The sequence below is a fragment of the Ruania halotolerans genome (assembly GCF_021049285.1).
In the GTDB taxonomy this organism is placed as follows: domain Bacteria; phylum Actinomycetota; class Actinomycetes; order Actinomycetales; family Beutenbergiaceae; genus Ruania; species Ruania halotolerans.
Map to the genome: position 1 here is coordinate 3,318,946 of NZ_CP088017.1, position 14,028 is coordinate 3,332,973.

General features: G+C 63.0%; 8 protein-coding genes and 3 rRNA genes. 3 read left to right on the top strand and 8 right to left on the bottom strand.

Annotation, left to right across the window (positions count from 1 at the left end; translation table 11 throughout):
• The first annotated feature begins 35 nt into the window (after window positions 1-35).
• Complete coding sequence (gene coaA, locus LQF10_RS14880) at window positions 36-1,004, top strand: type I pantothenate kinase (RefSeq protein WP_231064609.1); 969 nt, start codon at window positions 36-38, stop codon at window positions 1,002-1,004.
• Window positions 1,005-1,063: 59 nt separating this feature from the next.
• Window positions 1,064-2,527: a carboxylesterase/lipase family protein gene (locus tag LQF10_RS14885; RefSeq protein WP_231064610.1), complete on the top strand. Its 1,464-nt coding sequence runs from the start codon at window positions 1,064-1,066 to the stop codon at window positions 2,525-2,527.
• 11 nt (window positions 2,528-2,538) lie between these two features.
• On the opposite strand, the gene LQF10_RS14890 is transcribed toward LQF10_RS14885, so the two are convergent.
• The 8 genes from LQF10_RS14890 to rplM form a co-directional block, all read right to left on the bottom strand.
• Window positions 2,539-3,222: a DedA family protein gene (locus LQF10_RS14890; RefSeq protein WP_231064611.1), complete on the bottom strand. Its 684-nt coding sequence runs from the start codon at window positions 3,220-3,222 to the stop codon at window positions 2,539-2,541.
• A 142-nt stretch (window positions 3,223-3,364) separates the two neighbouring features.
• Window positions 3,365-4,369, bottom strand: a complete 1,005-nt coding sequence (galE, locus tag LQF10_RS14895; RefSeq protein WP_231064612.1) for a UDP-glucose 4-epimerase GalE — start codon at window positions 4,367-4,369, stop codon at window positions 3,365-3,367.
• A 270-nt stretch (window positions 4,370-4,639) separates the two neighbouring features.
• Window positions 4,640-4,757, bottom strand: a 5S ribosomal RNA gene (gene rrf / locus LQF10_RS14900).
• Window positions 4,758-4,924: 167 nt separating this feature from the next.
• A 23S ribosomal RNA gene (locus LQF10_RS14905) occupies window positions 4,925-8,046 on the bottom strand.
• Between the two features lie 350 nt (window positions 8,047-8,396).
• Window positions 8,397-9,923: ribosomal RNA gene (locus tag LQF10_RS14910) — 16S ribosomal RNA — on the bottom strand.
• Together the 16S, 23S and 5S rRNA genes form the textbook arrangement of a ribosomal RNA operon.
• Window positions 9,924-10,892: 969 nt before the next feature.
• On the bottom strand, window positions 10,893-12,245 hold the full coding sequence (glmM, locus tag LQF10_RS14915) for a phosphoglucosamine mutase (protein ID WP_231064613.1): 1,353 nt from the start codon (window positions 12,243-12,245) through the stop codon (window positions 10,893-10,895).
• A gap of 97 nt (window positions 12,246-12,342) precedes the next feature.
• Complete coding sequence (gene rpsI / locus LQF10_RS14920; protein ID WP_231064614.1) at window positions 12,343-12,834, bottom strand: 30S ribosomal protein S9; 492 nt, start codon at window positions 12,832-12,834, stop codon at window positions 12,343-12,345.
• Between the two features lie 38 nt (window positions 12,835-12,872).
• Window positions 12,873-13,316, bottom strand: coding sequence for a 50S ribosomal protein L13 (gene rplM / locus LQF10_RS14925; RefSeq protein ID WP_231064615.1), 444 nt, complete (start codon window positions 13,314-13,316; stop codon window positions 12,873-12,875).
• A 300-nt stretch (window positions 13,317-13,616) separates the two neighbouring features.
• Here rplM and LQF10_RS14930 point away from each other — a divergent pair, with 300 nt between their 5' ends.
• Window positions 13,617-14,012: a DUF5709 domain-containing protein gene (locus tag LQF10_RS14930; protein ID WP_231064616.1), complete on the top strand. Its 396-nt coding sequence runs from the start codon at window positions 13,617-13,619 to the stop codon at window positions 14,010-14,012.
• Window positions 14,013-14,028: the final 16 nt, after the last annotated feature.

A 14,028-nucleotide genomic window follows, 5' to 3' on the forward strand; every position in this document is an offset into this window, starting at 1 on the left:
ACGCGTGACGTGGCCGAGAGTGAAAGAGTAGGCGCGTGGCAACTTCTGACCTTCTGGCTACCGGCACTCACCCGGTGAGTCCGTATGTGGAGTTCGATCGGACAACCTGGAGCCGGCTGTCCGCCTCCACCCCGCTCCCGTTGACTGCCGACGACGTCGATCGTCTACGCGGGCTCGGCGACCCGATCGACCTGGCCGAGGTGGACACCGCCTACCGGCCGCTCTCCCGCCTGCTCACCCTCTACGTGGCCGCGTCCCAGCGGCTGCGTGCGACGACCTCGACATTCCTCGGCGAGCGCACCCATCGGACTCCGTTCGTGATCGGCATCGCCGGATCGGTGGCTGTGGGCAAGTCGACGGCGGCTCGCGTGCTGCGCGAGCTGCTGCGTCGATGGCCAGAGACTCCCCGGGTGGAACTGGTGACCACAGACGGCTTCCTCCATCCCAACGCAGAGCTGCAGCGACGCGGTCTGATGGAACGTAAGGGGTTCCCGGAGTCCTACGACCGCAGGGCGCTCCTGGACTTCCTCACCCAGGTGAAGGCCGGGGCCGAGCGCGTGACCGCACCGGTGTACTCCCACCTCACCTATGACATCGTGCCCGGGGCACAGGTCGAGGTCCGAACCCCTGAAGTCTTGATCGTGGAGGGTTTGAATGTTCTCGCTCCCGCGCGGGTGAGCGCCGATGGCGAGGCGAGCCTCGCCGTCAGCGACTTCTTCGACTTCTCCATCTACGTCGACGCGGCCGTCGAGCACGTCCGGCAGTGGTACGTGGACCGCTTCTTGGATCTGCGGCAGACGGCCTTCGCGGACGAGCGCTCGTACTTCCACCGCTATGCCGGGCTCGACGATGAGGCGGCACGCGCGCGCGCACTGCAGATCTGGGAGTCGATCAACGAGCCAAACCTGGTGCAGAACGTGCTGCCCACTCGTGGACGTGCCACGCTCGTCCTCACCAAGGATGCCGATCATCGCCTGAGCCGCTTCGGGTTGCGGAAGATCTGAGCGCTCTGGTGCCACGATCCACGCCGCAGACCGCGATCGCGAGCCCCCCGTGTGGATCCGTGCGCGGCGAGGTGCGCGCCCGTGCCGATGGGGAGTCGCTGGCCTTCCGCGGGATTCCCTATGCAGCGGCCCCCGTCGGTCGGTTTCGTTTCGCCGCCCCGGTCCCGCACCCGGGATGGAGGGGCGTACGTGCGGCGCTGCGGAACGGGCCAACGCCTACACTCGGCCCGAACGGCGATGGGCACTCGATTCCCGAGCCAGTGGTTCCCGGCGAGGAGATCCTGAACCTGAATGTGTTCACCCCAACCCTTGCGGCCCGGCTCCCGGTGTACGTGTGGGTGCACGGCGGCAGCTACGTCGGCGGATCCCCGGGTGGGCCGTGGTTCGATGGTGCTGCGTTCAACAAATCCGGCGTGGTGGTGGTCACGATCACCTACCGGCTCGGGTTCGAGGGCTACGGCGAGCTACCGGGCGCCCCCTCGAATCGGGCGCTGCGGGACATGGTTGCGGCGTTGACCTGGGTACAGCAGAACATCGCGGCGTTCGGTGGCGATCCAGACCGGGTGACGCTGGGTGGTCAAAGCGCCGGCGGTGGGGCGGTACTCGCGTTGCTGGCGGCGCCGCAGGCTCGCGGTTTGTTCCACGCGGCCGTCTGTCACTCCGCGCCACTGCCGGATATCGACCCCGCCACCGCGGAGCGGATCGGCAGGGAGTTCGCCCACGCGTGCGGTATCGAACATGCGCTTGAGGGCTGGCGCGAGGTCCCGCGTGAGCAGATCGTGGCTGCCGAGCGAGGACTGGACGCCGCCGATCTGTTCTCTGCCGTGGGTGACCTGTACCGGATCCTCTCGGCACGTGAACCGGTCACAGCATTCGGACCTGTCCTGGACGGGGATTTCCTGCCCTCGAGTGGCGCCGCGACCTTCCGTGCCGGCAGTGGCGTACCGCTGCTGATGGGTGCAACGAGCCACGAGTTCAACCGGCTGACCCAACCACTCGCACGGTTCCTCGCCCGCGGCGTGAGCGCCGCGGTCCTGATGGGAATGGGGGTGCCTGCGCCCCTGGCACGGGCGTACCCACACGCTCACCCGCACATGAGCCCGGCCGAACTGCTCGGGCAGGCCATCACCGACCGGGTGTTCCGCATCCCCGCGGTGCAGGTGGCCCACGAACGAGCGGCCGCAACGGAGACCGCACCCGGGACCCATGCGCCGACGTGGCTCTGGGACTTCCGGTGGCGCTCACCTGTCACCGACCGTGCCGTGCACTGCCTCGACCTGCCGTTCGCCTGGCACACGCTCGGCGCCGACCGGGTCTGCCGGCTCGCCGGCGACGACCCTCCCACGGCCCTGGCCGATGAGATGCACACAGCCATTGCTTCGTTCGTTCGGACCCATCGTGCGCACTGGCCCGCCTTCAGTCCTGATGCGCCGGTGGCGCAGGTCTGGGACCGAGAGAGTTGGACGGGTCGAGACCCGTTCCGGTTCGAGCGGATCGCCGCCAGAGTGTTGGCACAGGTGTGAGGCGGTTGCGGTCAGGACCGCGGCTCTAATACCTGAGGATCGTCGGTGTCCTCACGTTGGTGCACCACCTCATGCATCTGCTCGACTGGGTCGACCCCGCGCCGGCGCAGGAACAGCCGCACGATTCCGTCTACGACGAACCCCATCACCACACCGAGAGCCACGCCCAGCGCGACCCCGAGCAAGGGGTTGTCATGGAGCGCCGCGCCAGCGCTCACGCCGAGCAGGATCGAATAGCCGGCCCATGCGACGGCGGCGATGGCGGCGACCACCACGAATCGTCGGTAGGGGTAGCCGACGGCGCCAGCGGTCATGTTCACGGCAACGCGACCAATCGGGATGTACCGGGCAGCGAGGATGAAGACGGCGCCACGCCTTGCCAGGGCGCGCTCTGCCCATGCGAGAGTTTTACGACCGCGGCGGGAGCGGAAGATACGGAGCCGGTGGATCGGCACCTTCGTACCGATTGCATAGGCGATGTTGTCTCCGATGAAGGCGCCAACGGCGGCGACCATACCGATCAACCACAGGCTCGGCGCCTCGTGCGAGATCGCCAAGCTGGTGAGCGCGATGACCAGTGACTCACTCGGCACCGGCGGGAAGAAGCCATCGATCACGCACCCGGCAAACAACACCAGGAGCACCCACGGCGAGGCCGCCATGGCCAAGACTGGCTCTTGGATTGCTTCGAACACGAACGCTCCTGTCGTCGGGCCGCGAGGTACCCACGCTACGCAGTCACCAGCTGGCCGTCATCCGGGTGATCCCTGAATCATCCCCGACGCAGACCCTCAGTTCTCTCCACCCGTGGCCTGATCTTTACCGCACGGACTGCGACTATCGGCGGCCAAGCAGATCATCGCGCCGTACGGCCCAGGCCAGTGATGACCGGATCGCCTCGTCGAGGGTGAGCTCGGCCTCCCAGCCCAGCAGCTCTCGGGCCCGCTCCACGTTGGCGTACGCACCGGTGGCGTCACCAGGGCGTGCGGGAGCCTCCCTCATCGGAATCGGACGGCCCGTCACACGCTCGGTGGCGGCGTGCAACTCCCGCACCGTCACCCCACCTCCGGTACCCACATTGATCACGAGCGACGGTGTACCGACGGCGTCCAGCGCCTGGTCAAAGCGCTCCACGGCGCGCACGTGGGAGCGGGCAAGGTCCCATGCGTGGACGTAGTCTCGCAGTCCGGTCCCGTCTCGGGTGGGGTAATCGGTACCCGTGAGGGTGAAGACCTCCTGCTCTCCACGAGCAGTGCGAATGAGCTGCCCCAAGACATGAGTAGGTTCGGCGGCATGGACGCCGCTACGCAGGTCCGGATCCGAGCCCACGGGGTTGAAGTACCGCAGGATCACCGCTCGTAGCCGCGTCGCTATCGAGAGGTCGGTGAGCAGCTGCTCCACCATGAGCTTGGTACGCCCATACGGAGAGCCCGGAGCCACAGGTGAAGCTTCAGTCACTTCCTCGTCTGCGCTCGGGGCGTAGACCGCAGCAGAAGACGAGAACACCACGCGAGGGCGATCGAGCGTGATGAGCTCCTCGAGCAGGTCCAGTGTCTTGACGACGTTCTCGCGGTAGTAAAGACCCGGTTCACCGACCGACTCCGGAACAGACGTCCGCGCCGCCATGTGCACCGTGACTTCGATCTCCGGGTGCTCAGCGATGATCCGGCGGACCAACGCCCGGTCGCCGACGTCGCCCTCGTAGAAGATCCTGTCGCGGGTGAACTCCCGCGGCCCGCTCACGAGTGAGTCGAGGACCACCGGCACATGTCCGGCCCGCAACAGGGCTGTCGCGGTGATCGACCCGAGGAACCCGGCACCGCCAGTCAGGAGCACCTTCACACGCCCAGCCTATACACCGGGCGACCGATCACGCAGGGATCCGCAGGCGCGACCATCGGATCACGCAGGGATCCGCAGGCGCGACCATCAACACCGTTCAGCGACCACACGCTCCATCGACGACGGCAACGCGCACTCCTTCGGCGCGAACTCCGGCAAGCGCACCTGGAGTCGGTTCGAGCCACATGTATGCACACGCAACAAGGGCCACCGGGTGTGCCCTCACGTTGTGTGGTGGGGGTGTCCCTGGTGGCCCTTGTTGGAATGGGTGTCCGGCGGTGTCCTACTCTCCCACACCCTCGCGAGTGCAGTACCATCGGCGCTGAGGGGCTTAGCTTCCGGGTTCGGAATGGGACCGGGCGTTTCCCGCCTCGCTATGGCCGCCGTAACTCTATGGAGATATCACACCCACGGGTGTGGGGTGTTGCGGTGTCACCACCCTTTGGTGGTCCCTGTTCCCCGGATTGGTGTCCGGGGTTCTGGGACCAGGGGGTGGTGTGCCGGTATCTCGGGAACCGCACAGTGGACGCGCACATGAATTCTTTGATGTGTGTTGTGGTAAGTCATCGGCGTATTAGTACCGGTCAGCTTCACACCTTTCGGTGCTTCCACGTCCGGCCTATCAACCCAGTGGTCTAGCTGGGAGCCTCTCACACCTCGAGGGTGTATGGAAATCTCATCTTGAAGCAGGCTTCCCACTTAGATGCTTTCAGCGGTTATCCCTTCCCAACGTAGCTAACCAGCCGTGCTGCCTGGCGGAACAACTGGCACACCAGAGGTTAGTCCGTCCCGGTCCTCTCGTACTAGGGACAGCCCTTCTCAAATTTCCAACGCGCGCAGCGGATAGGGACCGAACTGTCTCACGACGTTCTGAACCCAGCTCGCGTACCGCTTTAATGGGCGAACAGCCCAACCCTTGGGACCAACTCCAGCCCCAGGATGCGACGAGCCGACATCGAGGTGCCAAACCATGCCGTCGATATGGACTCTTGGGCAGGATCAGCCTGTTATCCCCGGGGTACCTTTTATCCGTTGAGCGACGGCGCTTCCACGAGCCACCGTCGGGTCACTAGTTCCGACTTTCGTCCCTGCTCGACATGTACGTCTCACAGTCAAGCTCCCTTGTGTACTTACACTCGCCACCTGATTGCCAACCAGGCTGAGGGAACCTTTGAGCGCCTCCGTTACTTTTTAGGAGGCAACCGCCCCAGTTAAACTACCCACCAGGCACTGTCCCTGATCCGGATCACGGACCGAGGTTAGGAATCCAGAACGACCAGAGTGGTATTTCAACGTTGACTCCACACCCGCTGGCGCGGGCGCTTCACAGTCTCCCACCTATCCTACACAAGCCGTACCGAACACCAATACCAAGCTATAGTAAAGGTCCCGGGGTCTTTCCGTCCTGCTGCGCGTAACGAGCATCTTTACTCGTAGTGCAATTTCGCCGAGTTCGCGGTTGAGACAGCAGAGAAGTCGTTACGCCATTCGTGCAGGTCGGAACTTACCCGACAAGGAATTTCGCTACCTTAGGATGGTTATAGTTACCACCGCCGTTTACTGGGGCTTAAATTCTGAGCTTCGCTCCGAAGAGCTAACCCGTCCTCTTAACCTTCCAGCACTGGGCAGGCGTCAGTCCGTATACATCGTCTTGCGACTTCGCACGGACCTGTGTTTTTGATAAACAGTCGCTTCTCTCTGGTCTCTGCGGCCATCCACGCATCCCCACCGCAAGGGTGGATCACGCTTCAGGCCCCCCTTCTCCCGAAGTTACGGGGGCATTTTGCCGAGTTCCTTAACCACGATTCACTCGATCGCCTTGGTATTCTCTACCTGACCACCTGAGTCGGTTTAGGGTACGGGCGGCTAGAACCTCGCGCCGAGGTTTTTCTAGGCAGCATAGGATCACCCAATCATCCAGCATACGCTGTCACCATCAGTTCTCAGGCTTCATGAGGTACGGATTTACCTATACCTCGCCCTACAACCTTGGACGTGCCAAGCCATAAGACACGCTGGGCTACCTTCCTGCGTCACCCCTGTTAATACGCTTACCTACTACCGGTTCGGGTCACGCGCTACGACTACACGTCCCCCGAAGGGGATCTAGCAGCTTTCGGGCGTTTAGCATCACCGGGCTCGGTATGGGCGGTTCTTCGCCGGTACGGGAATATCAACCCGTTGTCCATCGACTACGCCTGTCGGCCTCGCCTTAGGTCCCGACTTACCCAGGGCGGATTAACCTGGCCCTGGAACCCTTGGTCATTCGGCGGACGGGTTTCTCACCCGTCATTCGCTACTCATGCCTGCATTCTCACTCGTGTGGCGTCCACGGCTGGATCACTCCGCCGCTTCACTCGCCACACGACGCTCCCCTACCCATCCACACACCTGGACCTACCCCACAAGGGAGCAAGCCAAGTAACGCATGAATGCCACAGCTTCGGCGGTATGCTTGAGCCCCGCTACATTGTCGGCGCAGAATCACTTGACCAGTGAGCTATTACGCACTCTTTCAAGGGTGGCTGCTTCTAAGCCAACCTCCTGGTTGTCTGTGCAACTCCACATCCTTTCCCACTTAGCATACGCTTAGGGGCCTTAGCTGGTGGTCTGGGCTGTTTCCCTCTCGACTACGAAGCTTATCCCCCGCAGTCTCACTGCCACGCTCTCACTTACCGGCATTCGGAGTTTGGTTGACGTCAGTAACCTGGTGAGGCCCATCAGCCATCCAGTAGCTCTACCTCCGGTAAGAAACACGTGACGCTGCACCTAAATGCATTTCGGGGAGAACCAGCTATCACGAAGTTTGATTGGCCTTTCACCCCTATCCACAGCTCATCCCCCCAGTTTTCAACCTAGGTGGGTTCGGTCCTCCACGCGGTCTTACCCGCGCTTCAACCTGGCCATGGATAGATCACTTCGCTTCGGGTCTAGAGCACGCGACTAAATCGCCCTATTCGGACTCGCTTTCGCTACGGCTTCCCCACACGGGTTAACCTCGCCACGTACCGCTAACTCGCAGGCTCATTCTTCAAAAGGCACGCTGTCACCCCAACTAGGGAGGCTCCAACGGATTGTAAGCATTCGGTTTCAGGTACTATTTCACTCCCCTCCCGGGGTACTTTTCACCTTTCCCTCACGGTACTTGTCCGCTATCGGTCACCAGGTAGTATTTAGGCTTACCAAGTGGTCTTGGCAGATTCACACGGGATTTCTCGGGCCCCGTGCTACTTGGGATACTCATTAAGAGGACACGCAATTTCGTCTACGGGAGTCACACCCTCTATGCTGGACCATTCAAGATCCTTCGACTATCACGCGACTTTGTAACTCTTCGCCAGTTCGGCAGAACCAGCCAATGAGTCCCACAACCCCACAAGTGCAACGCCTGCCGGCTATCACACACCCATGGTTTGGCCTGATCCGATTTCGCTCGCCACTACTCTCGGAATATCTTTTCCTGTGGGTACTGAGATGTTTCACTTCCCCACGTTCCCTCCACACACCCTATGTGTTCAGGTGCAGGTAACCGGGCATGACCCCGGCTGGGTTTCCCCATTCGGAAATCCTCGGATCAAAGTTCGTTTGCCAACTCCCCGAGGCTTATCGCAAGCTACTACGTCCTTCTTCGGCTCCTGGTGCCAAGGCATCCACCGAATGCTCTTAAAAACTTGACCACAAAAAATCAAAGATGCTCGCGTCCACTGTGCAGTTCTCAAGCTACCGACGATCCCCACCACCAACCAACCACACAGGTCAGCCAGCGCATAGGCCCGCAAAGGTTCCAAACCCCACCAACACGGGTTCGTTGCCTCAGACACCCAACAGTGTGTTCGCACCCACCAGCCAACGCCCCACAACCAGACCCCCACACAGGAGAACCCGGCCACGAAACAACCAGCAAGTACGCGATTGATGTTCCACCCATGAGCACCACCCCCGGAACACATGCCCGAGGCGTGGCCACTGCCCACCAACCACCCCCACCACAACGGGCGAGGCACAGCCAGCGAGAGTTGCTCCTTAGAAAGGAGGTGATCCAGCCGCACCTTCCGGTACGGCTACCTTGTTACGACTTCGTCCCAATCGCCAATCCCACCTTCGACAGCTCCCCCCACAAGGGTTGGGCCACCGGCTTCGGGTGTTACCGACTTTCATGACGTGACGGGCGGTGTGTACAAGGCCCGAGAACGTATTCACCGCAGCGTTGCTGATCTGCGATTACTAGCGACTCCGACTTCATGGGGTCGAGTTGCAGACCCCAATCCGAACTGAGACCGGCTTTCCGGGATTCGCTCCACCTCACGGTATCGCAGCCCTTTGTACCGGCCATTGTAGCATGCGTGAAGCCCAAGACATAAGGGGCATGATGATTTGACGTCATCCCCACCTTCCTCCGAGTTGACCCCGGCAGTCTCCTATGAGTCCCCACCATTACGTGCTGGCAACATAGGACGAGGGTTGCGCTCGTTGCGGGACTTAACCCAACATCTCACGACACGAGCTGACGACAACCATGCACCACCTGTATACGAGTGTCCAAAGAGGCTGCTATCTCTAGCAGATTCTCGTATATGTCAAGCCTTGGTAAGGTTCTTCGCGTTGCATCGAATTAATCCGCATGCTCCGCCGCTTGTGCGGGCCCCCGTCAATTCCTTTGAGTTTTAGCCTTGCGGCCGTACTCCCCAGGCGGGGCACTTAATGCGTTAGCTGCGGCACGGAACCCGTGGAATGGATCCCACACCTAGTGCCCAACGTTTACGGCATGGACTACCAGGGTATCTAATCCTGTTCGCTCCCCATGCTTTCGCTCCTCAGCGTCAGTAGTGGCCCAGAGACCTGCCTTCGCCATCGGTGTTCCTCCTGATATCTGCGCATTCCACCGCTACACCAGGAATTCCAGTCTCCCCTACCACACTCTAGTCTGCCCGTACCCACTGCAGGCGCGAGGTTGAGCCTCGCGTTTTCACAGCAGACGCGACAAACCGCCTACGAGCTCTTTACGCCCAATAATTCCGGACAACGCTTGCGCCCTACGTATTACCGCGGCTGCTGGCACGTAGTTAGCCGGCGCTTCTTCTGCAGGTACCGTCACCGCAAGCGGCTTCTTCCCTACTGAAAGAGGTTTACAACCCGAAGGCCGTCATCCCTCACGCGGCGTCGCTGCATCAGGCTTTCGCCCATTGTGCAATATTCCCCACTGCTGCCTCCCGTAGGAGTCTGGGCCGTGTCTCAGTCCCAGTGTGGCCGGTCACCCTCTCAGGCCGGCTACCCGTCGTCGTCTTGGTAGGCCATTACCCCACCAACAAACTGATAGGCCGCGAGCCCATCCCTCACCAAAAAATCTTTCCAAACCCCACCATGCGGCAGGACCTGAATATCCAGTATTAGACGCCGTTTCCAGCGCTTATCCCAGAGAAAGGGGCAGGTTACTCACGTGTTACTCACCCGTTCGCCACTAATCCACGGTGCAAGCACCGCTTCATCGTTCGACTTGCATGTGTTAAGCACGCCGCCAGCGTTCGTCCTGAGCCAGGATCAAACTCTCCGTAAAAAGCTGAACAGACACCCCCAACCAACAAAGACCAAGGGCGCCAACAACCATACGAAAACAAATCCCAGCCAGATGCACACCCCCAACGGAGCAGAAGCGCACACCCAACCAATAAAAAACTGGCATCAATCACTACAAACACACTGTTGAGTTCTCAAACAACGAACGCGCACCGCCGGTGCCCAATCCTGGGCTCCCATCCGGGGCTACCGTCTTTTCCTCGGCCGGATCACTCTACCCGACGTGACGTCCGGTAGCTAGTTGGCCGGTCGATCCCTATCGTACTCAGCACGAAAGTTCACGATCCGAGGGCCACCCTCTCGGGGATCGGCCACCTGGTCGGTGTCCGTTCCTCCCTCACTGGGGCAACGAGTGGAAACATTACGCACCGCCGGGGCCGCGGTCAAATCCGGCCGGTACGGGTTCCGTGCGGCGGCCGAGCGCACCGGCACAGATCGCAGCAGCGCCCGATATCGTTGGTATTCCGCGCTTCTCGCGCCGCCTTGAGCACCCACGAGTTGGCTTGAGCGAGCGTATCGGCAGTCGCTGAGAGCCACACCTGCGACTCAATGTGGTTCAGCACACAGGTGATACCTCGCCCGCGCACCACCCAGTCCGCGACACCTGGTCGTGACCTCTCCCGCGCTGCCGGGAGAGCAGTCAGGGGTATCGGGCGGCCACACCCGGCCCGCGACACCTTGTCGTGACGCTTTCCGCGCTGCCGGGAGAGCGGTCAGGGGTATCGGGCGGCCACCACGCTCTACGCGGTCGGTATCGATCCAGCAACTGCGAGATGCCTCAGGTCGCCCTGTGAGCAGCTCGCGCCGGGCGCCGGGCATCGGGCGTCGAGCTAGCGCTGGCGGCTGGCTGCTGGCGGCTGGCGGCTGGCTGCTGGCGGCTGGCGGCTGGCTGCTGGCGGCTGGCGGCTGGCGGCTGGCGGCTGGCGGCTGGCGGCTGGCGGCGTGAGGATCAGTGCAGAGGGAGTTCTCTACTCACGACTTCGGCGAGAGCATGAGCTTCCAGATCAGCTTGATCCTGCGTTGCCGCCTCCACCATCACCCGGACGAGCGGCTCAGTTCCCGAGGGACGCAGGAGCACTCGTCCGCTGTCTCCCAAGCGCGCTTCGGCAGCTTCCACCGCCGCGGTCACCTCGGGATCGGTCGCGACCCGCGCCTTGTCCACGCCGCGCACATTGACCAGCACCTGCGGAAGTCGCGTCATCACCGAAGCCAGCGATGCCAAGGTCCGGCCGGTCTGCGCAACGCGGGCGGCCAGATGCAGGGCACTCAGCACACCGTCACCCGTGGTCGCGTGTTCAGCGAGGATGATGTGGCCCGATTGCTCTCCGCCGAGCGAGTAACCACCGTGACGCATCCGCTCGAGCACGTACCGGTCTCCCACTCCGGTTTGCACCACCTCGATCCCCGCCTCCTTCATCGCAAGGGAGAGCCCGAGGTTGCTCATCACCGTCACCACGAGGGTGCTCTCAGCCAACGCGCCGGCCTCGTCCATTGCGACGGCGAGGATCCCCATGATCTGGTCGCCATCGACGAGCGCGCCTGTGTGATCAACTGCCAGGCACCGGTCAGCATCGCCGTCGAATGCCACCCCGAAGTCCGCTTCGGAAGCCACGGTGACGGCTTGAAGCTGCTCGGGGTGGGTCGAGCCACACTTCTCGTTGATGTTTCGCCCGTCCGGTGATGCGTTGATCACCACCACATCCGCACCCGCTGCACGCAGCGCCGCCGGGCCTACGTCGCTGGCCGCTCCGTTCGCGCAGTCGACGGCGATGCGCAGGCCGGTGAGGTCGGTATCGATACTGCCGAGAAGGTGCTCGACGTAGGCATCACCAGCCGAGCCGCGGTTGATGGTCACGCGACCCACGTCGCCACCGGTGGGCAGATCCCATTCCGTGTCGAGGTGGGACTCGATAGCGTCCTCGATGACGTCGTCGAGCTTCATCCCCCCGCGTGCGAAGAACTTGATCCCGTTGTCGGGCATCGCGTTGTGTGACGCCGAGATCATCACGGCCAGATCCACGCCTTCGGCCCCGGTGAGATGGGCCACCGCCGGCGTGGGCAGCACGCCGAGGTCCTCGGTGTCCACGCCCGAACTAGCCAACCCGGCGATCACAGCAGCCGAAAGGAACTGCCCAGATACCCGGGGATCGCGGCCCACGATCGCCCGGGGGCGGTGGCCATCGAACAGACCGCGTTCAGCGACGACGTGTGCGGCCGCGGCTCCCAGGCGAAGCGCCAGCGACGCCGTCACCTCTCGATTGGCGAGTCCACGCACTCCATCGGTTCCAAACAGTCGAGCCACCAGCGGGCCCCTCTCATCTCGTCCCCTGCACACGCAGGTAATACGCGTTCGGCCCCGAACAACCATGCACGGTTGCTCGGGGCCGATGGGCAGCGCGTCAGCGCTTGGAGTACTGCGGGGCCTTTCGGGCCTTCTTCAGACCTGCCTTCTTGCGCTCGGTCACCCGAGCGTCACGGGTCAGGAAACCGGCCCGCTTCAGCGCCGCGCGGTTGGAGTCGGTGTCGATCTCGTTCAGCGCACGGGCGATCGCGAGACGAAGTGCACCGGCCTGGCCGGAGACGCCTCCGCCGTCGATCCGTGCGACGACATCAAAGCGGCCCTCGAGGTCGAGCAGGGTGAACGGCGAGTTCACCAGCTGCTGGTGCAACTTGTTGGGGAAGTACTCCTCCAGTGCGCGCCCGTTCACCGTCCAGGTGCCGGTGCCCGGCACCAGACGTGCTCGGGCGATGGCCTCCTTCCGGCGGCCCAGGGCCTGTCCGGGGGCGGTCAGCGAACTACCGCCGCCAGTGACCGGCGCGGTGCTCTCAGAGGTGTACGTGCTCGGGGTTTCGCCCTCGAGCTCGTCGATCTCGGCAGTGGTTTCGGACACGGTTCTCCTCAGTTCAGTGTTCGCGTCAGTCCGCCGCGTTACTGCGCGACCTGGGTGATATCGAAGGTCTCGGGCTTCTGCGCACCATGCGGGTGCTCGGCACCGGTGTAGACCTTGAGCTTGCGCAACTGGGCCCGGCCCAGACGCGTCTTGGGGATCATTCCCCGGATCGCCTTCTCCACGGCACGCTCGGGGTGCTTCTCGAGGAGCTCGACGTAGTTGGTCGCCTTGAGCCCGCCCGGGTAGCCCGAGTGCCGGTAAGCGATCTTCTGCTCCCGCTTCGCGCCTGTGAGCGCGACCTTCTCCGCGTTGACGACGATGACGAAGTCACCACCGTCCACATGCGGGGCGAAGGTGGGCTTGTGCTTGCCACGCAACACAGTGGCAACGTGGCTCGCCAATCGCCCGAGCACCACGTCGGTAGCGTCGATGACGTACCAGGTGGCCTCGGTGTCGCCGGGCTTAGGGGTGTACGTACGCACGGTCGTAGCCTTCGTTTCTCTGCTGGTCTGCGGGGGACGTGCTCTCCTGCGCGGCGTACGCGCGAGAGTCAACCGGCCCCTCTGGTCACTTCTACGGTGGTGAGCGTCTGCGGAGGTACCCGGCGCGGTGAGTGGGAGGCACCGACCAGCGAGCATAGACGCACAACGACTCATAAGAGTACTGTGCGCCGCCCGGTGCGGTCAAAGCCTGTGGAGCAGCTCCGCGCGCGATCTTCGTCACTCCTGTGCATGTTCGCCACCCACCGTGCACCTCACCGACCTGCGTGCAAGTGTAGAGCGATGAACTCGACGGACGATCCCGGCAATGCACCGGAGCCCGACTCCAACCAGCTGCCCCTGGAGGACACCCTGGTGGATCGAGGCGTTGACGACATCCTGGACGAGGGCTATTCCCCGCCAGACTGGCCGCACAGCCATCGGTGGGGTGAGACGAGCCTGGAAGAGGCGGAGGGCGAGCCGTTCGAGGAGCGCCTCGCCCAGGAGCTGCCCGACGACGCACCGAACAGGCAACCCGACCGAGCCGGCCGACTGGCAGCCGACGAGGACGGCGAAGCGATCGAGGTCGGCGTGGCCGGCGGCGGCGCAGGTGCTGAAGAAGCCGCGATGCACATCACCGACGGCACGGGCACGTCCGCCGATCAGGACGATCAGGACGGCCAGTCCGAGCAGGTCTGACGATCCGTCGGCCTTC